The following is a 25,408-nucleotide window of genomic DNA, read 5'->3' as shown; positions in this document are numbered from 1 at the left end:
GGAAAGGAGAATTTCTAAATGATTCAATGGAAGACTGAACGTGAATTTGAAGATATTCTTTATGAAACGTATGATGGGATTGCTAAGATTACAATTAACCGTCCAGAGGTGCGCAATGCATTTACACCAAGAACGGTTAATGAATTAATTACAGCTTTTTCATTTGCGAGAGATGATTCTAATATTGGGGTTATTGTTCTTGCAGGTGCTGGAGACAAAGCATTTTGTTCTGGCGGAGATCAAAGTGTTCGTGGGCATGGTGGATACGTCGGCGACGATGAAATTCCTCGTCTCAACGTATTAGATCTTCAACGTCTTATTCGCGTAATCCCTAAACCGGTTATTGCAATGGTATCTGGTTATGCGATTGGCGGAGGACATGTTCTACACGTTGTATGTGACCTTACAATTGCTGCTGATAATGCAATCTTTGGACAAACAGGTCCTAAAGTAGGGAGTTTTGATGCTGGATACGGCGCTGGATACCTTGCTCGAATCGTAGGGCATAAGAAAGCCCGTGAGATCTGGTACCTTTGCCGCCAATATAACGCTCAAGAAGCCCTTGATATGGGTCTAGTTAACACGGTTGTCCCTCTTGAGCAGCTTGAAGCTGAAACCGTTCAGTGGGCGCAGGAAATGCTTGATAAGTCACCAACTGCTTTACGTTTCCTTAAAGCTTCACTTAATGCTGATACAGATGGTCTTGCAGGACTTCAACAAATGGGTGGAGATGCAACGCTTCTTTATTACACAACTGAAGAAGCGAAAGAAGGACGCGATTCGTTCAAAGAGAAACGCAAACCAGACTTTAAACAGTTCCCACGTTTTCCATAAATCGATTGCACGAAAACAGCTTGATGGATATCCATCAAGCTGTTTTTTCAGGCTAAAGAAAGGATGGTAAAGATGGACACGATGCCAAATTGGTTACACAAACGCGCTTCCATGACGCCTGACCGAGTGGCGCTGATTGAAAAGAATAAGCAGTTAACTTATAAGCAATTGCAAGAACAGGCAGTTGAAATGGCGAATGCTCTAAAAGCAAAGGGCATTGCTAAAGGGAAGCATGTTGGTTTTTTTATGGAGAACGCAATACAGTCGGCAGTCTGCTTGCATGCGCTCATGTATATTGGGGTTATTATTGTACCGCTGAACCATCGATTGACAGGTCATGAATTAGCGTTTCAATTAAATGATGCTGAGCTTTCTTACGTAATAACGGACCGATCTCTTGCGAATAAAGCTCGCGAAAGTTTACTATATATCGACCTTTTTATTTGGGAGGATATTCGTCCAGGAGCATATTGTTTGGAGGATCTACAAACCTCAATTGAGTTAAACCAACTTCATACGATCATGTACACTTCTGGTACGACGGGGGAACCGAAAGGCGTGATGTTAACGTATGGAAACCACTGGTGGAGTGCGATTAGCTCGAGCCTTAATATAGGTTTAGAAATGCATGATCGCTGGTTATGTGCCGTACCGCTATTTCATATGAGTGGCCTTTCAATATTATTACGCAGTGTTATCTATGGGATTACGATGGTTATACAAAAACGATTCGATCCGCATGCCGTTAATCAATCGATTCAAAAAGAAAACATTACAATTGTATCGGTAGTAAGCGCTATGCTAAAGAAAATGCTTGATGACCTTGGAGACGATCAGTATCCCGCTACGTTACGCTGCATGCTGCTTGGCGGAGGCCCAGCTCCATATCCACTCCTAACGATTTGTGAAGAAAAGCAAATTCCTGTCTTCCAAACATTTGGAATGACGGAAACAGCATCGCAAATTGTGACGCTTTCACCTGAGTATATGCTAAATAAACAGGGTTCTGCTGGGAAAGCTCTGTTTCCTTCAGAAGTAAAGATTAGTCATAATCATAGAGAACTTTCACCACGAGAGCATGGCGAAATTCTTGTGAAAGGACCCACGGTGACGAAAGGATATTGGAAACGTGAAGGCGCGACGAGTGAGGCATTTGAAGATGGATGGCTTCATACGGGTGATATCGGTTTTGTTGATGAAGATGGTTTTCTCTTTGTATTAGATCGAAGAAAAGACCTGATTCTTTCTGGAGGAGAAAATGTGTATCCGGCAGAAATTGAAGCCGCCATCCTTGAACATATAGATATTGAAGATGCAGGCGTAACAGGTGTCCAAGATCCACATTGGGGAGAAGTACCGGCGGCTTTCGTGGTAAGTAAAAACCCAATGTTAACCGATCATCAGTTACTCGATTATCTTTCAGATCGACTGGCTCGGTATAAATTGCCCAAGTCGATTACCTTTGTTAAGGCTCTTCCAAGGAATGGAGCCAATAAACTTCAGCGAAATTTGTTAGCGAGTGAAGCAGAATGATCATCGAGTCGGTAACACTCCATCATATTAAAATGAACCTTAAAACGCCTTTTGGTAATAGCCTTGAAACGGTGTCTGATCGAGATTTGATTATCGTAGAGGTGAACGATGCTGAGGGTAATAGTGGTTTTGGAGAAGGGGTGGCATTTACAACCCCGTGGTACACTGAAGAAACGCTCCAAACGTCCTGGCATATGTTAAGGGATATCATGATACCCCTAGTAAAAAAACGTTTCATTGCACACCCGTTTGAGGTTAATGGCATGTTGTCAGGAATTAGAAGAAACCCAATGGCAAAGTATGCGATAGAAGGGGCGATATGGGATTTATACGCCAAAAAAGAAGGCATTAGTTTATCAAAAGCATTAGGCGGAACTTTAAAGAAAATTAAAGCAGGCGTTGCGGTTGGTGCTTCTGATCAGGAGACGATGTTAGAAGAAATAAGCAACAGAATTTTGGAAGGGTATGAGCGGATTAAGGTAAAGATAAAGCCGTCTCAAGATGTTTCCATTCTAAAAGCAATAAGAGAACGCTATCCAAATTTATCTTTAATGGCAGATGCTAATTCCGCCTATACGCTTCGAGATATCGATCAATTGAAAGCGTTGGATGGCTTTAATCTCCTGATGATTGAACAACCATTAGCGGCAGATGATATCGTTGACCATGCTAAACTTCAAAGGGAATTAAAGACACCGATTTGTTTGGATGAAAGTATTGCTTCTTTCGATGATGCGCGCCGAGCGCTAGATTTAAATAGCTGCCAGGTGATAAATATTAAGCCTGGTCGCGTAGGCGGGTTAACTGCTAGTAAAATGATACATGATTTATGCGATGAGCGCGGTGTCCCTGTCTGGTGCGGTGGTATGCTTGAATCAGGAATTGGAAGGGCGCATAATATAGCTCTTTCTAGCTTATCTAACTTTGTCATCCCAGGAGATATTTCGGCTTCTACACGATATTGGGAGCGGGATATCATTCATCCTGAAGTGATCGTAGAGAAAGGATACATTAACGTACCAGAAGGTAATGGTATTGGGTACGACTTAAACCGAAAAGAACTATCACGGGTGACAGTCGTGAAAGAAGTTTATTGAGCGCATGCAAAAAGGCAGAGCCTGTTAAAGGTCCTGCCTTTCATTTACGCTTCTGAATCTTTCACAATACGTGCATCAAAGATAAACGGTCCGAATGGAATGACGGAAGAGACAACGGCAAGCGTCGCCTTAATAAAAGACCAGCGTTTAACAATGGTGACGTAAAGGATGACGGCAAGATAGAGAACGAATAATCCGCCGTGTAAGGCTCCAACAATCGTGACGGCCATCGGAATGTCCATCAAGTATTTAAGAGGCATCGCAATTCCTAGTAGCAATAGAAACGAAATTCCTTCCGCATAGCCGACCCCTCTGAATAGTTTTAATGGTTGTTTCAACAAATGGAGTTCACTCCTTTAAATAAGCTATTGTGACCCATTTTAATTGATCAGAATCACACAATTTACAATCAGTATATCAATCCTCGTCCAAGAATAGAAGTCGAAGTTATCTCGATTTCTTGACAGTTTTAGTCACAAGTTTCGATAAAAGGCATCACGATTGTCAGAACATTTAGTACTAACGCAGTGTTTTCACTTCTTTTGGAAGGGATCATTGCTTATAGACGTCATTATCGAGTAGAATGAATGAGGGTAAACTAAATCAACTCTGAAGGAGATTTATATGAATAATAATAAAAAAGCGATCTTTATATACATTCCAAAGTCCAAAGTTGATGAAGCCAAAAAAAACATGAAAAAGAATGATTAATAGATAACTTAAAAAGAAGTCGAGCCTCTTGTGGGCTCGACTTCTTTAAATTATAAGTAATAGTAAAATTTCAATTGCTTAATGAATCATAAAATGTAAGGTTTTAAATAAATGAAATGATTGCTGCGATAACAGCGACTGCGCCAATAATCATAAGAATCGTGCGTACCATTGCTATTCCTCCTTGATAAAGTCAATTTAGTTCATCCATAGCTTTAATTATGTTGTCTTCTAGAATAAAGCACTGACAACAAATGCAACGACTACAACAATACCGACAATAACTAGAACTTGTTTTAACATTATGACTTCCTCCTTCAATATAGCAATGTTCTTTGCTACTATTGGTATACCCTTTTCACTTTTTATATCAAACCTTTTTTTGTGAAGAATAGGTAAAAAAGACTAGTATTTAAAGGGAAGTGATGAAACGTTAGCTTAGTTATTAAGATGTCATCCACCTTCATCTCTATACAAAAAAACGGCCTCCCAAAATAATTCACGGGAGGCCGTTTGATTTATTGTAACTATTATTGATGAAGGTTCACTTTCATACGCTCTTGTTGAAAGAATTCCTTTAACTCCGGGTTAAGGTACTCCGGCTCCTTATCATTTAAGTTCAGTCTGATCAGCTTGCCTTCAAGGTAATCCATTATTCCGATAATCGTACCGTTGCCAAGCTGTTTCTGAAAGATGGTTTCGTAACGAATGCTGCTCATCGGAGCCCTCCTGTTGCGCGTTTTTTTCTACTATAGCACGTTTGAAGGGGGAAATCCGTAAGTTAAACGTCTCTTAAATAATTTGTAATCAAAGCGCAACAATGCTTAATACCATGACATCATTACGACTTATTTAACGAACTTTTGTGATATAACCATCGGCTTTTCACAGAGAGGACATGACTTTTGAGCAGGTTGCTCATTCCCTTCAACCTTCATCCATCCTTTGCAGAATTCACTGCTACAAACCCAGGCTTTCACTGATTTTCCTTCTTGCTTTATTTTCTTTTTAAAAGCGTCTGTTAAAAAACGGGAGACTGGCGTTTGTTTTCCAAGGTGCTTTTCAGGTGAACAAATATAAAGCTCTTCTTTTGCCCGTGTAATCGCAACGTAACAAAGCCGACGTTCCTCTTCAAGGTCAGCAGTTGGGTTTTTTATATATAACTCCTTCTGAGAAGCTTCTTTATCTTTCATAGAGTTAAGTGCTGAGACGTGTGGCAATATTGTTTCTGAAGCGCCAATCACGTAAACGACAGGGAACTCCAGTCCTTTTGACTGATGAATGGATAACAGGGATAGTCCGTTCGCAGCGCTTGCCTTTTTTTTGTGCTCATTAAAGCGTTGGATGATGCGATCAACATAAGCTAGAAATTCAGGAATTGTTTCAAAGCGTGAGCTTGAGAACTCTAGCTCGTCCATCATTTCTTTAAGGGTAGTTTTGTGAACCGTTAAAGCTTCATCATTCGCACTATCAAGGTGTTTCATATAATCGTCACGCAATAATTGGATTGCCTTTTGTGGTTGGTGACGCTTTGCTTCCTGAATGAGACGAATACGTCGATCAATCGACTTCTTTTGGAAATCACGAAGCGTTTTCCATGATTTTAAATGAACTAAAGGAAAATCAACAGGGTCAACAAAATTTTCCATCTCGATATGACGCATACCAGCTTCTTGATTAATAAATAAAGAGGGAAGAATAGCGGCCGTAGCGTCAAGGTTTTGATGTTCATACGCAAGACGAAGATGTTCCATCATACCTTTGATGATGGATTGTTCATAAAAGACCTGTTTCATTCCTTGTGCATTAAAAGGGATATCCTGCTCAATCAATTGTTCGAAAAGAGCTCGAGCATTTGTATAAGTTCTTGTCAGAATGGCGATATCTTTCCATTCTCTTTTTTGCTCGCGAATATGACGAAGAACATATCCTGCTTCATCTTCTGTTGTTGCAGGTCGAAGATAGAAAGGTTGCTTTCCATCTTTGTTTGTTGCATTCATCGTCTTCGCCCTTCGATACGTGTTATGTTTAATCACGTGATTACCTAGTCCTACGATGGGAGGTGCTGATCGATAATTTGTGTCGAGCGTAACAACTGCCGCATCTGGATAAGTGCGATCGAATTCTAAAATAATCGAACTATTTGCTCCGTTAAAGGAATAGATTACCTGATCATCATCCCCGACGACAAATAGATTGTTTTGCGGGGCAGCAATTTGTTTTATCAACTCGTATTGAATTGGGTTTGTATCTTGAAATTCATCAACTAAGATGTACTGAAACCGATTTTGCATTTTTTGAAGAAGGGCTGGGTTTTGATTAAATTCTCGATACATAAACACAAGAATGTCATCAAAGTCCATATAGTGATTAGCTGTTTTCCACTCTTCGTATTCTGTGTAAGCTTTTTTCAGTTCTTCCGTTTCTTTATGATCGGGAACATCGCAAGGTTCCATCATCTTTACTTTACAAGACGAAATGGATGAAAGCATAATTTCTGGTAAAGAAGCTTCTGGACTTTTCATCTTTTTTAAAATGTTTTTCATAATAATTTGTTTGTGACGATCGCTATTCAATATTTTTTGATTATAGCCGAGACTTCTTAATAATTTCAGAAATATCGAGTGAAAGGTTCCTGCTGTTAATCTCCCTGAGTCTTGTGGAGAAACGCCTGGTAAGTGACTAATACGCTGTCGCATTTCTTCAGATGCTTTTCTAGTGAAAGTAATAAGTAGAATGCTAGAAGGGTCTTTCTCCTTAACTGTAATTAGAAACGCGGTTCGTGTTGTTAAAACGGATGTTTTCCCACTACCAGCTCCTGCAATTGTTAAAAGAGGACCTTCTGTATGTTTGACTGCTTTTGTTTGGGGTTCATTAAGGTAAATGCCTTTTTTTTCTAATTCATGAAAAAAAGCCTGTTCTGCTTCATCTTCCAATGGCCTAATAGACGAATGGGGTGTTAAAGGAGCAGAAAGGTCCAATTCAGTCACTGCTTGATGCGGTGTTGTTGTAAAATTCATGATCATCACCTGAGTTCTTATGGATTCATCCCTTCATTTTAACACAAATTTGAGCGTATTCGTTTTTAATGAAAAGATTAATCTTCATCTGAAACGGGTAAAGTGACAAACACGATAAGATAAAGAGGAGGAAAGAGCAATGGAGAAATTTATTCAAGTTATCGTCGATCATGATAAGAAACAATTTCATGTTGAAGCAGAAGCAACGAAGGAAAAAAATTTTGATGAGCGCGTCGAGGAAGCGAAGAAACAGGGGCGCGACGTTGGATCTTTTCATTCAAGACTTGACACTGTTGAAAAAACAATTGATGCAGCTCAGCATGAGTATAAAGGATATAGCCACTCAGAAGTTAGTCCTGTTTAAATCTTCATGGAGGTGAGAAGCAATGGTACGTGAGACGTATTTTGTAACACCAAAAGGCGAGCTTCATGAGACAAATGTTGGTATGCAAATGAATGCATTTGAAATTAGAGCCACAAAAGTAGAAAAAATGGAACTCGAGCGCACGATTGAGAAGTTGCGCTCACAGAAATATGTGCAGCAAAATGATTTCTTTTCATTAAACCATTTTAATGAAGATGAAGTAGACAGCCATCGTGACTGGACAGATGAAGCGATTTATGAGCTTTATCAAATGATTTATCGATTAGGAACAGATAAGACAAAAGCGCAAATTGATCAAATGGGTGTTTTATCTGCACTTAACCATAACACAAGAAATTAGGGGCATATGCCTCTTTTTTTTGTTTATCAATACATAATGCTTGTTACTAAACCGTTCTGCAATCAAGAGTAATAAAGAATAAGATTGTTTTTTTTATAAGAACTCCGCTCCTGCCCTTCCTAAATGATCTCAGTGACATAAAGTAATAATGTAGTGAATGAATCTTAATGAGGGGGATAAAGATGAGCGGAGGATATGGTAAAGGATTTGCGTTAATTGTTGTCTTGTTTATCTTATTAATTATTGTAGGAGCTGGCGCATTTGGCGGCGGCTATGGTCACGGACCAGGCGTTGGCGGAGCAAACTACAATCCTTATTGTTAGTTAAAAAGCAAGAGGAACTGACTCATTTAAGTCAGTTCCTCTTTTTATCGTTCGTCTCTTTTTTCATCGTGAGTACATAAGAAAATAGTAAACCTTCCAAAAGAACAATGAAAGCTTCATGTAATCCAGGAAGCTGAATAAAACTATAGATGAAAGACTGCAGGATCAATAAACCGAAAATCATCTTAACGATCGAATGACATGTCAAGTTGTCTTGAAGAATGACGAGAAATGTATCCCGGTACTGTTCTTTTATTATTGCAATAAGTTGTTGGTAAGTTACCCACAGACAAAGAGGAACGAATAGAAAAGTGATGATCTCACTAGACGAATAGGAAAGAATGAGTGCTCCTAACACAAGTAACCTGAGGTACATCCAAACATATGAGCCTTTACGTAAAAAAGTTCGAACTGAAAGATAAAGACGTGGATCATTAACATGAATTAATGAAAGAACAAATCCAAAGTATCTTCGCGCCCGTACTTGATTTTGTAATGAAGGAACGTCAACGAAGAGGTTAGCAAATTGCTCAAAGCGGTTTTTTTGTGAAGCTTCAAGTTCGATCAATCTTTCCCACTGTAGCATTTTTTTCCTGCGCAAAAGAAAAGGAAGAGTGATGAGCGCAATCGAAAGGAGTACGCCGATCCAAACAGTTCCTTTTATCGTCAAGTAAAGAACCGCACTATTCATAACCAATAAATAAAAGCGAAACCATTTTATCTTTACTATGTAGGAACGGATAATAACTAAGAAAGATAGGAAATTAAGCGTGAATAGCGTAATGCATCCGACAATAAGGTCGTTCTTTTCAAAGCCTAATCGAATGAATACAGGAGTCGTCAGTAAACCAGTGAGTATAATGATAGGAAGAGAGCGAACGTATGAATAAAAGGAGCTATATCGGATATACTTCTCCATCCGCCCTTCATATGCTAATAGAAAAACCCGGTCAGCTGGCAAGAGAAAGAACTTTACTTTGAGTGAACTGATTACAGTACTAATTATTAAGATCGTGACAATTAGTGTTGGGAAATTTTCTGGAATCGCATCCAGTAAGCGTCGATAGTAGACAGCCCCGAAGCCACCTGCAAGAAGTACTGCTATGAGAAATCCACCTTGAAAAATATAACTTAAATAGCTTAAGCGATGGCGTATATAATGGTCGAATCTTTTTTTCCATAGCTCTGTCAATGAAGGTTCTCCTATCTGAAATGCATTCTAAAAAATCGAAACATTTCGTTTATTTATTCGTATTATTATTGTAATCGATTTTATTGAATTTGCATCTTTCTTCTAAAAATTATAGTAAAAAAGACTTAATTATCGACTAGTTTGTTTGACACTTGACTTCATGAGGAAAGTGATTAGTAACGATGAAATACTACAATAATTAAAAGGATGAGTAACTTGAGAAAATACATAAGTATAGCCATGTTGGTAGGTGCCCTTACATTCACTTCAGGCTGTGGTGCGGAAATATCAAAAGTTGCGGAAGAGCATTCACAAATGGTGATGTCTTCCATTGAAAACAAAGCTGAAGCAAAGACAATGGCAGTAGAAAAACCTAATGTTGAACAACTATCAACTGACCTTATTGACCGTATTGTTCAAGAAACTGATGCTAATTATAAAGTGAAACAGTTTCAGTCAATCGAGGAAGTTGAGCAGCATTTACAGAAGATAGCGTCAAAAGAGCTCTCTTCTCAAATCGCTGATGTTTACTTTGAGGAACGAGAAGGTGGTCTTTACCTTGTTCCTACTGAACTCTTTCCATGGGTAAATACAGATAAGCCGTATGAGTTAGATCAAATAAGTGAATTTGAATACAAGCTAACCCAATCAAACCAATCGGATCTTTATGGTACTTATACAATTGATATTGATTTTATTTATGAAAACAATCACTGGATCATTAAAAATTTTGAGATTAAATAAGACAAACGCACGGTTAAATGCCGTGCGTTTTATTATTGATTTCAGAAATGGAGGATCTTGTTTTCACTTTTTATATAGGGGGATTGGACAAGGACAGGCTACTCTTTTACAATAAAGTAAGAAACTAAAGGACGAGGTTATCAAATGAGCGAATTTATGTTTACAGATTACTATCATAATCAGGTAACATTTTCCTTCCAGGACCACCCGTACTCCTCAGATCCGAAGCATGTTTGGGTTATTTGTCGCCTCGAAAATCAATGGTTGTTAACGGAACATTCAAGAAGAGGCATTGAGTTTCCTGGTGGCAAGGTGGAAGAGGGTGAAAATGCGGAAGAAGCTGCTGTTCGTGAAGTTTACGAAGAAACAGGAGGCGTTGTAAAGCGTCTTAAGTACGTAGGGCAGTATCGGGTAGAAGGAAAAGGCGGTACAATCATTAAAAACGTCTACTATGCTGACATTGATCATCTCGTGAAAAAAGATGATTATATGGAAACGAAAGGACCCGTCAAGCTAAAAACACTTCCGAAAGACCTTCACTTAAATGAGCATTATAGTTTTATGATGAAGGATCAAGTCCTTACATATAGTTTAAAGCATCTTAATTATTTGTAGGGAAGAATCTAACGATAGTAGCTAAAACAAAAAGTCCAGTTCGTTGAACTGGACTTTTTGTTTTAGTTAGATGGTTTCTTTTCCGGGCTCCACATGAATGGTTGCATTCCGTATATCGTGCTCTTTCTCGAGCTGTGCTTCAATTTCATCTGTAATACTATGACCTTCTTTAATGTTTAAATAAGGCGCTACTTCAACGACAGCATCAACAATGATCTTATTTCCAGCCATCCTCGCTTTAATATCTACAAGCGTTTCAACGCCGTCAATCTCTTGAATCGTTGCTTCGATATCATTTAGTTTCTCTTTGTCAAAACCATCAGTAAGCATGAGAGAAGAATCCCTAAAAATATCGTAAGCGGTTTTACAGATGATAAGGCCTACGATAAATCCTGTTAAAGGATCCAACCAGTGCATGTTAAATTGTGCGCCGATAATTCCAACAAAGGCTCCAAGGCTTACAAGTGCGTCTGATAAGTTGTCTTTTGCTGCAGCCATTAGTCCATGACTGCCTGTTTTTTTAGCGAGTCTGGAATTAAAAAGATAGACACTCCCCATAACAAGCATTCCTAGAAGAGCTACCCATGCGGATGTTAATGGAGGAGATGAAACGGTTCCGTTTATTAAAACGGTCGCTGTATGGAAGAGGACCTGAATACCAATTGCAAACATCACGAAAGAGGCAAATAAGGAAGAGACCGTTTCTGCTCGAGAATGTCCGTATGGATGATTAAGATCTGGTGGTTTGAGAGAAATCCTCATTCCAATTAAGACGGCAACTGATGCTACAATGTCCGATGCATTGTTCCAACCATCTGCTAACAGAGCCTCGGAACCTAACAGGTATCCAGCACCTAATTTTATGATTGAAAGTATTAGGTATGCAGCAATGCTAAGCCATACGCCTTTCAGAGCATTCATTTTCTTCACCTGTCTTTTAAATTAGAAATATGTTCTTCTATATGCTAGCAGATGGCATTTGGGTGGGTCTATAGCAATCATTTTGCCAGCGGTAAGACGTGTAGGGTTCGATCACGTTTGTAACCTCTGGCTAACTAGTTTGCCCACTTACAACAAAAAAAGCCCCCCTGAAAGAGGAGCTAATGTTTGATTAATTTCCGCTCAAGCCATTCAACGCCAAGATACATAATGGACGAAAAAATCGCAATCATAAATAAGCTTAGTAAAACGAGTGTGAAATTAAATACTTGAAAACCATAAATGATCATGTAACCGAGACCTTGTTTCGAAACAAGAAATTCTCCAACAATGACCCCTACCCAAGACAACCCTACATTTACTTTGAGTGTCGAGATGATAGCTGGAAAAGAAGCGGGTAGGATAACCTCACGAAAAACCTGCTTCTTATTTCCGCCAAAGGAACGAATTACTTTAATATAATTTGGCTCTACCGTATGAAAAGCGTGATAGATCACAAGTGTTGTGATGATGATCGAAATAGATGCTCCCATTGTAATAATTGAAAGGTAGCCTGGTCCGAATGCCACGATGATAATCGGGCCAAGCGCTACTTTGGGCATTGAATTTAATACGACTAGATAAGGATCGGAAATTTTTGACGCTTTTCGGGACCACCAAAGGACCGCAGCGAAAGCTGTGCCAAGTATTGTACCGATCATAAAACCTGCAATGGTTTCAAGTAGGGTTACGCTTGTATGCAGCAACAAAGAACCGTCATAAAGTTTTGTGAGAAAGAGCGAAGCGATCTTAGTTGGGTAACTAAATAATAAAGGATCAATCCACGTAAGTCGCCCTGCAAGCTCCCATAGGGAGAGAAATGCTAAAAGAATAAAGATTTGCCAGGTTACGATCTCATACTTTTCTCTTTTCAACTTCTTTACATACTGCTGATGCTGTTTATCAAGTTGGAGATTGTTCAAGAGAATCAAGCTCCTTCCATATCGTTTGGAAGTTTTCGGGAAAAACTGGATCATTTCTAGCTTCAAAAGGCAGTAATGTTTGAAGTTGAGATGGAACTTGAAAAATCTTTGCGATTTTACCTGGTCGCGGTGATAAAAGAATGATTCGGTCTGACATCGCTATCGCTTCTCCGATATCATGCGTTACGAGTATCGCTGTTTTCTGATGTGCTTTTAACGTTTGGAAGACAAGATCTTCAAGCTTTAGTTTTGTTTGATAATCAAGAGCTGAGAAAGGTTCATCTAATAAAAGAAGATCAGGATCAGTTGCAAGCGTTCGAACGAGCGCAACTCGCTGTCTCATACCCCCTGAAAGCTGATCAGGATAGGCGTGACGAACGTCCGAAAGCCCCATACTATCAAGTAATGCAAGTGTGATTTCTTTTTTCTCCGGAGTTAATTTGTTTAAGAGCTTTAACCCGATATAACAATTGTCTTCAATGGTCTTCCAGGGGAATAAATAGTCTTGTTGAAGCATATAGCCCATTCGCTCACCCGGTGATTGGATCATCTTGTTCTGAAGAGAGACGCTTCCTTCAGTTGGCTGTAAGAGCCCTGATATAATTGATAACAATGTGGATTTTCCACAACCACTTGGACCAAGCAGCGATACGAATTCACCTTCCGCAATGGAAAACGAAAGGTCAGATAGGGCTTCCTTTGCTGCACTTTCTGTTAAATAAACATGTGAGATGGCATTCAGTTGAAGGAAAGACATTCTATTTCCTCCTATTGTTGTGCTTCTTCTGCATAGCTGTTATCCACTAGTTTGCTATAATCAACACGTTTTGGAAGTTCGCCAGCTTCATCCATAATATTTTGTAGGTTATCCCATTCTTCCTGATCAAGAGTAGGATTTGTAGCGAATGAATGTTGACTCTTATAACGATCAACTACCGTAGTAATCAGCTCCAGATCAGTGTCCTGAAAAAATGACTCAATAGATTTAGCGATTTCTTCAGAAGAGTGGGTATCTACCCATAATTGTGCTTCATAAAGTGCTGCTGTAAATCGTTCTGCTACATCCGCATTTTTAGTTAAATAACTGTCTTTTGCCATATAGCTTGTGTATGGTATCTTTCCTGATTCTTTACCGAACGAGGCCACGATATATCCGACACCTTGTTCTTCAAAAACACTTGCTGTCGGTTCGAAAAGTTGAACATAATCTCCAGTACCTGATGCAAACGCACTTGAGATGTTTGCAAAATCAATATTTTGAATAAGGTTTAAATCATTTTGTGGATCAATGCCTTTTTGTTTCAGAACATATTCCCCTGCCATTTGTGGCATTCCGCCTTTACGCTGACCAAGAAAAGTGCTTCCTTTCAAATCTTCCCATGCAAAATGATCGACTTTTTCTCTTGATACAAGAAATGTTCCATCTGTTTGTGTGAGCTGAGCGAAATTAATGACGGGATCATCTGTGCCTTGCGCATAAACATAAATAGATGTCTCAGAACCGACTAAGGCGATATCTGCTCCATTTGAAAGCAACGTGGTCATTGTTTTGTCGCCACCCCAAGTGGTGGTTAACTCAACATCAATTCCATGCTTTTCAAATATACCTTCCGAGAGAGCCACATATTGTGGTGCATAAAAAATAGAGCGTGTTACCTCAGCTACGCGCACCTGGTCATTTCCATTATTCGTACCACATGCTGAAAGAATAAGAAGAAATACACCTATAAAAAGACTGCTTTTAAATACCCAACTTTTTTTCATTAGTTAGCCCCCACCATTGTCACATGAGATAGGCTCATGTTTAAGATACTATAGCCTATGAATTTCGTAACATTTTGTGTTTGCAGATAAAAAAGGATGATGCTAAGGGGGAGGTTTTCTTTTAGTTGGTTAGCGGTAAGAGCTTTTTAGAATTTGTTCATTTCGAGGCGGTTAGTCCAAAAGAAGCGGTGTTACAAAATAAAAAGCACCATTTAGGTGCTTTTTGAAAGGTTTTAAACGTTAGGTCCAGCTTTTTTGATCTCTTCAGCTACGTTTGAAAATTTATCAAAATTCTTAACAAATTGAGTAGCAAGTTCTTTTGCTTTTACGTCATAGTTTTCTTTGTTTTCCCATGTTTGTTTTGGTTGCAGCACATCTGCCGGTACGCCAGGACAGTGAGAAGGGATATGCAATCCAAAAATGGGATCTGTTATTGTTTCAATACGATCAAGCTCTCCGTTCAAAGCAGCTTGAATCATCGCTCTTGTATAGGATAGCTTCATCCGCTTTCCAACACCATATCCGCCACCAGACCAACCTGTGTTCACAAGGAAAACTTGAACATCGTGTTCCATGATTTTCTCACCAAGCATTTCGGCATAGCGGTGAGCAGGTAACGGTAAGAACGGGGCGCCGAAGCAAGTAGAGAAAGTAGCTTCAGGTGAAGTTACGCCTCTTTCGGTTCCGGCTAGTTTACTTGTATAGCCAGATAGAAAATGGAACATCGCTTGCTCTTTCGTAAGCTTACTGATCGGTGGAAGGACTCCAAAGGCATCAGCGGTTAAGAAGATAATCGTATTAGGATGACCGGCTACGCTTGGAATAGCGATGTTAGGGATGGCATCAATTGGATAAGCAGCTCGAGTATTTTCAGTTAGACTCGTGTTATCGTAATCAGGCTTACGTGAATTGGTATCCATTATGACGTTCTCAAGAACTGTTCCAAAACGGATTGCATCCCAAATTTCAGGTTCTTTTTCTCTCGATAAGTTGATGCATTTAGCGTAGCAACCGCCTTCAATATTAAAGACGCCGTTCATGGACCAGCCATGTTCATCATCACCTATAAGCGAACGGTGAGCGTCAGCAGAAAGCGTCGTTTTACCTGTTCCAGATAAACCGAAAAATAGAGCTACATCGCCTTCTTTACCAACGTTTGCAGAGCAGTGCATGGAAAGAATATTACTCTCAGGTAATAAGTAGTTCATTACGGTGAAAATTGACTTTTTGATTTCGCCAGCATATTCTGTACCGCCAATTAAAACGGTGCGCTTTTCAAAGGAAATAATAATGAACGTTTCGGAATTTGTCCCGTCAACGTCAGGATCAGCTTGAAAACCAGGAGCAGAAATAACAGTAAATCCTGCTTCATGATCTTGAAGCTCTGATTCATTTGGACGTATAAAAAGTTGGTGGGCAAAAAGGTTATGCCAGGCATATTCGTTAATAACCTGGATGGGTAGTCTTGATGACTGGTCAGCACCAGCAAATCCTTTAAATACATAAAGATCCTTTTTCTCACCAAGATAGTTCAGCACTTTCGTGTAAAGGTTTTCAAAACTTTTTTCAGAAATTGGTTGATTTGTTTCCCAATTTACTTTGTTCTTTACGGAGTCTTCGTTTACAATAAACTTGTCCCCGGGAGAACGACCGGTGTATTTTCCGGTTTCAACTCGAAGAGCGCCCGTTGAAGAAAGTGTCCCTTCATTTTTAAATAAGGAATGTTCAACCAGTTCAGAAACTGATAAATTTACATGTGGATTGTTCTTATTTAAGATAGCATCCAATAACGGTGAGGAGAAGGAAGCTGTTTTCATACGTTAAACCCATCCTTTATTAAAGATTTCGTTGACTGACTCGTTTAACTCAAAAATAGTATAACACATTTGCGTGATTATTCTATACTAATCTATGTATTTTTTGCTTGAAGAGTGAAAAAAGAGCGAATAACGATTTGGTTAGGTTTGAGGGGTCCCTTCTTTAATATAAGAAGGCTTTTTTTATTGTGAAGGTAATGAATAAATAATCCAGTTCTTTCGAGTCAGGGTTCCGCTTTTCGTGTCTAGCTGCGACTCGCAGAAACTACGATATTTCACTCCTTCACAGGAACACAAAAAGCGTGTTCCAGTTCAGGAGTTCCAATATCTCCGTTTCTAACCGCTCGTCTCCGCTTTTCGTGTCTAGCTGCGCGGGCCAAATCCTCCGGCTGTTTCACCCTTTCGATTGAGACAAAAAGCGTCTCAGTCGAAAGGGTTCCAACATCCTGCGGATTTAAGCAGGCCCACTCCGCTTTTCATGTCTAGCTGCAGTGGGCAGGGTCTCGATCGCTTCCCCCTACAAAATGAACACAAAGACCGTGTTCTTTTTGTAGGGCTCCAGCACTTGTCGACCCTAAACGCCCACTTCCGCTTTTCGTGTCCAGCTGCAGCCTCCAGACCCTCGGTCACTTCACCTTTCAACCTGAACACAAAGACCGTGTTCATATTGAAAGGCTCCAGTGCCTGCCGGGTCTAACCGAAGGCTTCCGCTTTTCGTGTCTAGCTGCAGCGCCCAGCCTCTCGATCGCTTCACCCCATAAAATGAACACAAAGACCGTGTTCTTTTTATGGGGCTCCAGCGCTTGTCGAGGCTAAACGGGCGCTTCCGCTTTTCGTTATTGACACTTCCTTTTATCTACGTTATTATATGTCGAGAATGGATACTCTTATCCCGAGCAGGCGGAGGGACAGGCCCGATGAAGCTCAGCAACCAACTCCTATACAACAGGATTAAGGTGCTAACCTGCAAGACAATAGTCTTGGAAGATAAGAGGCGAAAGGCATGAGATACCAGCTCCTTTTCCCTCTAAATAGAAGGAAAGGGCTTTTTTAATGTCGTTGAAGTTGATGACACTATAAAAAAAGGTAAGACGATAAGATTCTGAATTCGTTCTCTCGTTTCGGCACAGGATAATAGGGAAATGAGTACCGTATCCATTACACTATAACTAGATAGGATCCAATCCTTAAGGAGGTACTTGAGTGAGTAATCGTCGTTTGTTTACTTCTGAGTCAGTAACAGAGGGGCATCCTGATAAAATTTCAGATCAGATTTCCGATGCCATTCTGGATGATATTCTTGCGCATGACCCAAATGCGCGCGTTGCCTGTGAAACTACAGTAACAACTGGGCTTGTATTAGTTTCCGGTGAAATTACAACTTCGCACTATGTGGATATTCCAAAAGTCGTTCGTGAAACGATTCAAGCAATCGGTTATACACGTGCAAAATACGGATTTGATGCTGAAACATGTGCGGTGCTTTCATCTATTGATGAGCAGTCTGCCGATATAGCAGCAGGTGTAAACGTTGCTCTTGAAGCGCGTGAAGGCACAATGTCAGAAAGTGAAATTGATTCAATTGGTGCAGGTGATCAGGGTCTTATGTTTGGTTACGCATGTAATGAAACTTCTGAATTAATGCCGCTACCAATCTCTCTTGCGCATAAGCTAGCTCGTCGATTGAGTGAAGTAAGAAAAGAAGAAATTCTTCCTTATCTTCGTCCTGACGGAAAGACTCAGGTTACGGTTGAATATGATGAATCTGGAAAGCCAGTTCGCGTTGATACGATCGTTGTTTCAACACAACACCACCCTGAAATTTCACTTGAACAAATTCAGCGTAACATTAAGGAACATGTTGTGAAGCCAGTTGTTCCTGCTGAATTGATTGATGATGAAACAAAATACTTCATTAACCCAACTGGCCGTTTTGTGATTGGTGGGCCACAAGGTGATGCAGGTTTAACAGGAAGAAAAATCATTGTTGATACTTATGGTGGTTATGCGCGTCACGGTGGTGGTGCATTCTCTGGTAAGGATGCTACGAAAGTCGACCGTTCTGCTGCATATGCTGCTCGTTATGTAGCTAAGAACCTCGTCGCTGCAGGTCTTGCCGATCGTTGTGAAGTTCAGCTTGCCTACGCGATTGGTGTTGCTCAGCCGGTATCGATTGCGATTGATACATTTGGTACTGGAAAAGTGTCAGAGGAACGACTTGTTGAGCTAGTAAGAGAGAACTTTGACCTTCGTCCTGCAGGCATTATTAAGATGCTTGATCTTCGCCGTCCTATTTATAAGCAAACGGCTGCGTATGGTCATTTTGGACGTACGGACATTGAACTTCCTTGGGAACAAACGGATCGTTCAGAATCCCTTAAACAGGGTGCAGGAATTTAATAAATGATGAAAAGAGGCCGTTGGTCTCTTTTTTTTGTTTTTATTTAGTGAATATAAAGTCTTTATGAGAAATAGGGTGTGATAAAATGGAAGAAAATGTAGGGGGGAGAAAAGGAATGAAGGGAATTTTTGGTGAAGAAATTACAACGCTGCAAGAACTTGAAGAGATGGCCGGAAATCCGAGTCAGCTTGCTGTACATAAGGTTATTTCTTTTCTTGATGAACATTGTAGAGAGTTTATTCGCTTTACACCTTTTATCACGATAGCAACCCATTCAAGTACGGGTAGTGATGTTTCTCCAAGAGGGGATAAGCCAGGCTTCATTCAAGCGTTAGATGATTATCATCTTTTAATACCAGAAAGACTAGGAAACAAACGAATGGACTCGATGAGGAACATAGTAGAAAACCCAATGGTTGGTTTGCTTTTCATGATTCCAGGACGAGATGAAACGTTGCGCATTAATGGGCTTGCGACGATTGTGAAAGATAAAAGCCTCCTTGCACGATGTGAGTACAAGGGGAAAACGCCATTGTTTGGAATTGGCGTTGAAGTAAAAGAATGTTTCATTCACTGTGGAAAAGCACTAAAACGATCCCATCTCTGGGAACCGGAGCGTTGGCCAAACATAGAAGGGCTCGCACCGGCTACTAGAATGCTTTCAGATCATACGAAGATCGGGGAAGAAAACGTTGCGGAATCGTTAAGGGACAGTTATACAAACCGTCTTTACTGAATTGATTGTACTGAAATGGAACCTAATCCTTTATAGATGTTTGGTCGACCAATTGAACAGTAAATTAAATCATAGGTGTTAGCAATGATTCGCATTTCATCCAGGGGGAATAAGTTGTGACCGTCTACGACTAATGGAAGATTGAGTCCTTTAATGATTTTACCCCAGTTTAGTTGTTTAATAGACATTAATTCACTCATTAATAAAAGAGCATCGCAATCTTGCACTGATTCGTAAATCGCGTTCATCTCGTTTTCTTTTTTGCCTTTCGTTTTTTCAGTATCAAACTGTTGAACAATAGCACCTTCCTCTTTCAATTTCTTAATGACTAACTCATAAGGTGGAAGTGCTGGGATCGGTTTTACTGTAGATGAAGTGAAAATAGCAATTTTGGCTCCCAGGAGAGTTCCAAGGAAATCTTTCAGTTTCTGAATCAATAGTTCAGGCTGATATTGATCAATTTCATCTAGTGCCTTAAACATTTGATTTGCAGAAGAAGATGCTTTGATCATTGAACGAAATGAAGCAAGTTCGTCTAACGTGTCAGTACCTAGAAAAGAAGAACCGGGATGAAGAGAGTGGTCACTAAATTTTGGTGTCTTCGGTAATGCACCTTGAATTAATTCAACGTCACCCCCGTATTTTTCTGCAACCCCAGCGATCATCGTTAGACACGAGACTTGTAATGATTGATACGTATGATAAGCGTACCTCATTAATTCTGCACTAGTATGGTCCATATATTGAAGAGACGACGTAATAGGCTCGTAGAACGTTTCCATCGCACGACAAGCTCGAAGCGAAGAAGTGCCGATAATGATTTGAGAAGGATACATAAAATCCTTTACTGCTGAGCCTTTTCGAATAAAATCTGGATTACTCACAACATCGAAGGAGCGATCAGACACACCCTGTTCTATGAGAATGTCTTCTACTTTTGATGCTGTTCCTGGGGGAACATTACTTTTAATAATGAAGGTTTTATGTTGTTTAATTGTAAGAGCAATTTTTCTTATGAAACGAAAGAAACAAGTAAGATCAGGATGTTTATTCTCGTCAACTGGAATCGGTTCAGTGAATAGAAGAATGTCTGCTTCAGAAGCGGCTGTTAATCGATTTACAGAGAAGCTTAATTGACCAGCCTTTTTCGCTTCTGTCATCATTTCTGTTAATCCTTCTTCATCCACAGGAACTTCGCCTGAATTGAGTGCAACAATTTGACTTCGTTCCTCATCGGTACAAACGACATGATGACCATGTGAAGCGAAGATAGCGGATGCGGTTAAACCAATTTCATTGGTGCCAAATACAGCAAGCTTCATTATTTTTCTCCTTTCTAAGCGTATTGAGCAATCTTCTTAACTCCAATTGTTTTTTCGTAGTCCTCTAATAATCGACCAAAAATGGCATCCCAAGATTGAGAAAGTGCATAGCGTCGACCCTCATACCCCATCATTCTCCGTTCAGTATGATCTGATAAGAGTCGTCTGATCGCGCTAATGTATTCCTCCTCCTTATTAGGGGAGCAGAAAAGTCCATTTCGTTCTTCTGACACAACGTCAGTTAAGCCTCCAGCATTTGCAGCTACAACAGGGGTTCCTGAGGCGAGAGACTCCAATGCGACATTTCCAAATGTTTCAGTAGCAGATGGGAATATGAAAAGATCCGAAGTTGCGTATAGCTCTGCTAATTCTTCTCCTTCTTTGTATCCGGTGAATGTCACATTTCTAGGTACATTTTCTTTGAAATGTGGCATGGCTGGTCCGTCTCCTACTACCAACCATCTTGTTTGTCGTTTTAATTCATCAGGTAGTTTCCACATGATTTTTTGTAACGTATCAAGATTTTTTTCTGGAGCTAGTCGACTAACAAATAATAGAATATACTTTTCCTGAAAATTGTATCGTTCTCGTAGTGACTGATTTTTTTTTAGCGGAGAAAAGTGTTCACAGTTAACGCCTCTTCTCCAAAGTTTCAGGTTCTCAAAACCTTTTTCATTTAGCCGGTGCCGTGTTTCGTTAGACGGAACAAAGGTGCTAGAGAATGGCTGATGAAACCACGTTAAATATTTCCACATGACAGGGGAAAACCATTCAAGGTAGTAATGTTTTAGATAGTCATCAAAATTCGTATGATAGGAAGCAACCATGGGCACATTATTCTTTTTTCCGTAGTGCAACCCGCACATTCCGATATTAAACGGTGTTGCAACATGAAGGAGGTCCGGGTTGAACCCCTGGAGCTGATTGCGGATAAGACTTAATTTAGGAAGGGCAATGCGGCATTCGGGGTATAAGAAAAACTTCATACTTGTAAACCGATGAACATTACTTGTGAACAGGTCTTCATCAGCCTGACAGTCGGGTGCGAAAAGCATATAATCGACATGCTGACGATCCATATATGTGGTTAACTTACCGAGTGTGCGAGAAACCCCATTGACCTGTGGATAATACGTGTCAGTAAAGAGTGCAAGTTTCATGGCTGGTCCTCCTCTTCTAGCCTAATATGAGTGTTGAAAGAATGCCTGATCCACCACCAAGTAAGACACCAACGAGAACATCAGAAGGATAATGATGACCTAAGTAGATCCGCGATAAGGCAACTAGACTCCCAAGAGCAAGAAGGGGAAGAGCTAGTGAAGGAAGATGAAAGACAAACGGTGTAAGAACAGAAAATATAGCTGTCGTATGTCCAGAAGGAAAAGAATGGTCTTTAAGAGGGTAGACGAGCATCTTCGTTTCTGGCATTGCCAGGTATGGCCGGTGCCTTGGATAATGCTTTTTAATTAAATGAACAGGTATATGACTTGCAGCAAGAGCAAAGGCGGCTTGTAACCCCCATATTTTTATAGGAGCAGGTAACAAAGCCAGTAACAAAAGTGTGCTTAAAATCGTTGTTCTCGCACCACCTGCATGAGTAACAAAACCAAAAAGAGATGTGAGATATCTTGAATGACACGTTAAATTCACAAATCGAAATACGGTACACTCCCGCTCATAAAGCCATCCAACCATTTTACTCAAAAAGAATCCCCCTTCAACCTATGTGTTACCTCAAGCATATAGCAGAATTTTAATGCCACTATTAAAGAAATCTTAAGGAATTGTTAAGACCAAACAAAAAAGATCAGGAATGATCTTCCTGATCTTTTTCATCAAATTAACGTAAAATAGATTACATAACCAATGGCTAATGCTGTTGCGATAATATAAACAAGAAAAATCGGATTACTAAAGAAAGAAGATTTGACCCGGGCGTTCCCTTGATTATCATATTCGCCTTTTTGATTTTGTCCAAGCCTGTACGTCATAAAAGCCCCTATTAGCAAGGTGATGACGACGAGCACGATCAAGACCATTGTCATTTTGTACACGGAAGCCACCTCGATCCATTTAGGATTGTATTGGTAACCTTCCTCAAACGAACGACAAATATGCGTGTTTTCTAGAGCGGTTTTTGCTCTTTGTAATAAGCTGCCTTTTCAACGTATTCTCTTCGAATGCGGTTCATATCTTGCAGATCATCCTCTGTTAATGTTCTAACCACTTTAGCTGGCCTTCCGAATGCAAGGGAATGAGGCGGGATTTTCTTTCCGGGTGGGACAAGACTTCCGGCACCTATAAAAGAACCTTCTCCAATCTCAGCTCCATCAAGAATGATGGAACCCATTCCAACAAGAGCGTCCTTACGAATAATACTACTATGGAGGATAACCTGATGGCCGATCGTCACACCATCTTCAAGAATGAGTTTTTTATTTGGACTCTGATGGAGAACACAATTATCTTGTATATTCACTTTTTTACCAATTTCTGTTGGTGCAACATCTCCGCGAATCGTCGTGTTAAACCAAACGCTACTATGTTCTTCGATTGTCACATCCCCTGTAATGGTAGTATAATCCGCAATATAGACTGTTTCATGAATCTGAGGTTTTTTGTCATGATACGCATACAGCATTGCAATCCCAACCTTCATTTAGTATAGATGAAATCCTTTTCAAAAGTAGTGTATCAAAAAGAACGGACCTACATAAGGGGGCTGATTTTTCATGCGCATAAAAGAAACCGAATATCCAAAAGGAGTTATTGTATTAGTTCATGGAGCGAACGAACATCATCGTAGATATGATTGGCTCGTTTCAAAGTGGATTGAAGCAGGTTACCATGTAGTGCTTGGTGATTTACCAGGGCAAGGAGAGAGTACGAGAAGACGAGGGCATATTGATTCGTTTGACCAATATATCGAAACGATCGACAAATGGATCAAAAGAGCTCACGAATTTCAGCTACCAGTGTTTTTATTAGGACATAGTATGGGAGGTCTTGCTTCGATTCGAACGATTATGGAAAAGCGACCGTCTCTGACGGGAGTGATTTTATCGTCTCCTTGTATTGGTCTAGTGAATCCTCCAAATAAAGGCGTTGATATTCTCTCTAAAGTATTAAATCCAATCGTTCCTTCGTTAAGGTTAAATTCCAAGCTAGAGCCGAATATCGGGACAAGGAATCCGGAATTTCACAAACGCGATCAAGAAGATCCGCTAATGGTTCAAAAAGTATCGGTAAGATGGTATCGTGAACTTCTTAAGGCAATGAAAATCGCAAACGAAGGTGCAAGAACATTTCACAATTTACCATTGCTTGTTGTACAGGGTGGCGATGATCGTATTGTTGATAAACAAGCCGTTATTTCATGGTTTAACCGTATTCCCTTGAAAGAGAAGGCCTATAAAGAATGGGATGGATTTTATCATGAGGTGTTCAACGAACCAGATCGTGAAGATGTATTTCAAACAGCCAAATCGTTTGTTAAATTAAAACTTGAATTACTATACCGCAAAGAAAACAAGATAAATAATTAATACAGGAGTGGGGTCACTTGAAAGTACCGAGTCAACCCTGGACGCTGATGTATAGTATCTATCGACGCGTCTTACCGAGGGTTCATCATGAATTAGAATATTGGAGGAGACGGGCTGAACAAATCCCAAATCCTGAACTTAGAAAACAGGCGCTAGACAGCATTGATTCAAAAACGTTTCACTGTGAAGGTGGAGGGATCTATGGGTTACTTGCTGGAAAGCAGATTGATCGTTCGATTTCATTTATCGCTGCTTATCAGACAATTAGCGACTACCTGGATAACTTATGTGACCGAAGTACTTCACTTGATCCAAAAGACTTCAGTGCTCTACATGAGGCAATGATTGAGGCTCTTTCGCCTGAGGTTGAAGCATCTAATCATTATTATCGGTATCGGGAAGAAAAAGATGATGGCGGTTATCTAGTTGAACTTGTTCAGACGTGTCAGAAGGTAATTCGCGAGTTGCCAAATCAATCCGAAGTGCAGCCGGCCTTACTAGAACTCTGTCATTACTATTGTGATCTTCAGGTACATAAACATGTGAAAGAGGAAGAACGCGTGCCAAGATTGAAGAGCTGGTTTGACCAGCATAAGAAGCAAATGCCAGAAATGACTTGGAACGAATTTTCTGCTTGTGCAGGATCAACGTTGGGTATATTTTGTCTTGTCTCGTACTCACTAGGTGAAGAAATCCCACAAGGTGGAACAGCGATGATTAAAGATGGGTACTTTCCGTGGGTACAGGGGCTTCATATTATGTTGGATTACTTTATTGATCAGGAAGAGGATCGAGCTGGTGGAGATTTGAATTTTTGTTTTTATTATAAAGACAATGATGAGCTCGCCAAGCGTGTTGCGCACTTTATTAAGGAAGCAGATAAAAGCGTAGAGGGACTTCCCCATTCTTCTTTCCACCGTTTAATTAATAAGGGATTACTTGGAATATACCTTGCCGATCGCAAAGTAATGGAACAGAAAGATGTTCGTTCGTTAGCTCGTAAAATCATTCGTATTGGTGGACGATCGAGCATTTTCTTTTACTTTAATGGATGGGTTTATAGAAGACTTCACAAAGCTTCTCAGTAAAACGCGTATAAAAAACACTCATTCGTGAGAAAAGAAGCCT

Annotated in this window: 25 protein-coding genes, 1 pseudogene and 1 riboswitch; of the genes and pseudogenes, 12 read left to right on the top strand and 14 right to left on the bottom strand. The window is 40.0% G+C overall.

The features are described from left to right. Positions 1–18 precede the first annotated feature (18 nt). The 3 genes from menB (at position 19) to menC (ending at position 3,464) form a co-directional block, all read left to right on the top strand. A complete protein-coding gene (menB, locus tag ATG70_RS12535; RefSeq protein ID WP_098444633.1) occupies positions 19–834 on the top strand; it encodes a 1,4-dihydroxy-2-naphthoyl-CoA synthase in 816 nt (271 codons plus the stop codon). Between the two features lie 72 nt (positions 835–906). Beyond that, positions 907–2,367, top strand: a complete 1,461-nt coding sequence (locus ATG70_RS12530; RefSeq protein WP_098444632.1) for an o-succinylbenzoate--CoA ligase — start codon at positions 907–909, stop codon at positions 2,365–2,367. Beyond that, on the top strand, positions 2,364–3,464 hold the full coding sequence (gene menC, locus ATG70_RS12525) for an o-succinylbenzoate synthase (protein ID WP_098444631.1): 1,101 nt from the start codon (positions 2,364–2,366) through the stop codon (positions 3,462–3,464). The genes ATG70_RS12530 and menC overlap by 4 nt, the downstream gene beginning before the upstream one ends. A 44-nt stretch (positions 3,465–3,508) precedes the next feature. Here menC and ATG70_RS12520 read toward each other — a convergent pair whose 3' ends face one another. The 3 genes from ATG70_RS12520 to ATG70_RS12510 form a co-directional block, all read right to left on the bottom strand. Then, positions 3,509–3,805, bottom strand: a complete 297-nt coding sequence (locus tag ATG70_RS12520; RefSeq protein ID WP_098444630.1) for a DUF3817 domain-containing protein — start codon at positions 3,803–3,805, stop codon at positions 3,509–3,511. 900 nt (positions 3,806–4,705) lie between these two features. Continuing rightward, positions 4,706–4,894 carry a hypothetical protein gene (locus tag ATG70_RS12515; RefSeq protein WP_098444629.1) on the bottom strand — a complete coding sequence of 63 codons (189 nt, stop codon included), beginning with the start codon at positions 4,892–4,894 and terminating at the stop codon, positions 4,706–4,708. A gap of 129 nt (positions 4,895–5,023) precedes the next feature. Continuing rightward, complete coding sequence (locus ATG70_RS12510) at positions 5,024–7,195, bottom strand: UvrD-helicase domain-containing protein (protein WP_179886263.1); 2,172 nt, start codon at positions 7,193–7,195, stop codon at positions 5,024–5,026. A 139-nt stretch (positions 7,196–7,334) separates the two neighbouring features. Between ATG70_RS12510 and ATG70_RS12505 the strand changes: the two genes are divergently transcribed. The 3 genes and pseudogenes from ATG70_RS12505 to ATG70_RS22795 form a co-directional block, all read left to right on the top strand. Beyond that, entirely contained in the window at positions 7,335–7,559 is a 225-nt protein-coding gene (locus tag ATG70_RS12505) for a hypothetical protein (protein ID WP_098444627.1), read from the top strand. A gap of 22 nt (positions 7,560–7,581) precedes the next feature. Next, positions 7,582–7,920 carry a hypothetical protein gene (locus ATG70_RS12500; RefSeq protein ID WP_098444626.1) on the top strand — a complete coding sequence of 113 codons (339 nt, stop codon included), beginning with the start codon at positions 7,582–7,584 and terminating at the stop codon, positions 7,918–7,920. 167 nt (positions 7,921–8,087) lie between these two features. Next, positions 8,088–8,183, top strand: a pseudogene (locus ATG70_RS22795) (YjcZ family sporulation protein); the annotation flags it as partial. Between the two features lie 91 nt (positions 8,184–8,274). Here the strand turns inward: ATG70_RS22795 and ATG70_RS12490 are convergent. Beyond that, a complete protein-coding gene (locus tag ATG70_RS12490; protein WP_179886262.1) occupies positions 8,275–9,435 on the bottom strand; it encodes an ABC transporter permease in 1,161 nt (386 codons plus the stop codon). A gap of 216 nt (positions 9,436–9,651) precedes the next feature. On the opposite strand from ATG70_RS12490, the gene ATG70_RS12485 reads away from it, so the two are divergent. Continuing rightward, positions 9,652–10,179, top strand: a complete 528-nt coding sequence (locus tag ATG70_RS12485; RefSeq protein ID WP_142329575.1) for a hypothetical protein — start codon at positions 9,652–9,654, stop codon at positions 10,177–10,179. Between the two features lie 144 nt (positions 10,180–10,323). Further along, a complete protein-coding gene (gene ytkD / locus ATG70_RS12480) occupies positions 10,324–10,794 on the top strand; it encodes an RNA deprotection pyrophosphohydrolase (protein ID WP_098444622.1) in 471 nt (156 codons plus the stop codon). 66 nt (positions 10,795–10,860) lie between these two features. On the opposite strand, the gene ATG70_RS12475 is transcribed toward ytkD, so the two are convergent. From ATG70_RS12475 to pckA, 5 genes are all read right to left on the bottom strand, one after another. After that, positions 10,861–11,715, bottom strand: a complete 855-nt coding sequence (locus ATG70_RS12475; protein WP_098444621.1) for a cation diffusion facilitator family transporter — start codon at positions 11,713–11,715, stop codon at positions 10,861–10,863. Positions 11,716–11,894: 179 nt separating this feature from the next. Further along, positions 11,895–12,695, bottom strand: coding sequence for an ABC transporter permease (locus ATG70_RS12470; RefSeq protein WP_257147680.1), 801 nt, complete (start codon positions 12,693–12,695; stop codon positions 11,895–11,897). Continuing rightward, positions 12,676–13,452 carry an ABC transporter ATP-binding protein gene (locus ATG70_RS12465; RefSeq protein ID WP_098444619.1) on the bottom strand — a complete coding sequence of 259 codons (777 nt, stop codon included), beginning with the start codon at positions 13,450–13,452 and terminating at the stop codon, positions 12,676–12,678. Before ATG70_RS12465 ends, ATG70_RS12470 begins: the two co-directional genes overlap by 20 nt. A gap of 11 nt (positions 13,453–13,463) precedes the next feature. Continuing rightward, complete coding sequence (locus ATG70_RS12460; protein WP_098444618.1) at positions 13,464–14,459, bottom strand: ABC transporter substrate-binding protein; 996 nt, start codon at positions 14,457–14,459, stop codon at positions 13,464–13,466. 233 nt (positions 14,460–14,692) lie between these two features. Beyond that, complete coding sequence (gene pckA / locus ATG70_RS12455) at positions 14,693–16,276, bottom strand: phosphoenolpyruvate carboxykinase (ATP) (RefSeq protein WP_098444617.1); 1,584 nt, start codon at positions 16,274–16,276, stop codon at positions 14,693–14,695. Between the two features lie 884 nt (positions 16,277–17,160). Then, a riboswitch (SAM riboswitch) is annotated at positions 17,161–17,270 on the top strand. 209 nt (positions 17,271–17,479) lie between these two features. Here pckA and metK point away from each other — a divergent pair. Together metK and ATG70_RS12440 are read left to right on the top strand one after the other, a co-directional pair. Then, complete coding sequence (gene metK, locus ATG70_RS12445) at positions 17,480–18,676, top strand: methionine adenosyltransferase (protein WP_098444615.1); 1,197 nt, start codon at positions 17,480–17,482, stop codon at positions 18,674–18,676. A gap of 86 nt (positions 18,677–18,762) precedes the next feature. Then, the gene (locus tag ATG70_RS12440) at positions 18,763–19,413 is read left to right on the top strand and encodes an MSMEG_1061 family FMN-dependent PPOX-type flavoprotein (RefSeq protein WP_257147679.1); all 651 of its coding nucleotides are present in this window, start codon (positions 18,763–18,765) and stop codon (positions 19,411–19,413) included. Here the strand turns inward: ATG70_RS12440 and ATG70_RS12435 are convergent. The 5 genes from ATG70_RS12435 to ATG70_RS12415 all read right to left on the bottom strand — a co-directional run bounded on the left by ATG70_RS12435 (position 19,407) and on the right by ATG70_RS12415 (position 23,376). Then, a complete protein-coding gene (locus ATG70_RS12435; protein ID WP_098444614.1) occupies positions 19,407–20,735 on the bottom strand; it encodes a nucleotide sugar dehydrogenase in 1,329 nt (442 codons plus the stop codon). The genes ATG70_RS12440 and ATG70_RS12435 overlap by 7 nt on opposite strands. A gap of 14 nt (positions 20,736–20,749) precedes the next feature. Continuing rightward, positions 20,750–21,895 carry a glycosyltransferase family 4 protein gene (locus tag ATG70_RS12430; protein ID WP_098444613.1) on the bottom strand — a complete coding sequence of 382 codons (1,146 nt, stop codon included), beginning with the start codon at positions 21,893–21,895 and terminating at the stop codon, positions 20,750–20,752. Positions 21,896–21,911: 16 nt separating this feature from the next. Beyond that, the gene (locus tag ATG70_RS12425; RefSeq protein WP_306472722.1) at positions 21,912–22,430 is read right to left on the bottom strand and encodes a phosphatase PAP2 family protein; all 519 of its coding nucleotides are present in this window, start codon (positions 22,428–22,430) and stop codon (positions 21,912–21,914) included. 140 nt (positions 22,431–22,570) lie between these two features. Then, complete coding sequence (locus ATG70_RS12420) at positions 22,571–22,789, bottom strand: hypothetical protein (protein WP_098444611.1); 219 nt, start codon at positions 22,787–22,789, stop codon at positions 22,571–22,573. A 71-nt stretch (positions 22,790–22,860) separates the two neighbouring features. After that, entirely contained in the window at positions 22,861–23,376 is a 516-nt protein-coding gene (locus ATG70_RS12415; RefSeq protein WP_098445803.1) for a gamma carbonic anhydrase, read from the bottom strand. A gap of 91 nt (positions 23,377–23,467) precedes the next feature. Here ATG70_RS12415 and ATG70_RS12410 point away from each other — a divergent pair, with 91 nt between their 5' ends. Beyond that, positions 23,468–24,280 (top strand): alpha/beta hydrolase, encoded by an 813-nt coding sequence (locus ATG70_RS12410; protein ID WP_098444610.1) that lies wholly within the window; start codon positions 23,468–23,470, stop codon positions 24,278–24,280. 17 nt (positions 24,281–24,297) lie between these two features. After that, positions 24,298–25,368, top strand: a complete 1,071-nt coding sequence (locus ATG70_RS12405; RefSeq protein WP_098444609.1) for a tetraprenyl-beta-curcumene synthase family protein — start codon at positions 24,298–24,300, stop codon at positions 25,366–25,368. The last annotated feature ends 40 nt before the right edge of the window (positions 25,369–25,408 follow it).

Source organism: Bacillus sp. es.036, from assembly GCF_002563635.1.
In the GTDB taxonomy this organism is placed as follows: domain Bacteria; phylum Bacillota; class Bacilli; order Bacillales; family Guptibacillaceae; genus Guptibacillus.
The sequence above is the reverse complement of the archived record's forward strand: the minus strand, read 5'-3'. Positions and strand labels throughout refer to the sequence as shown.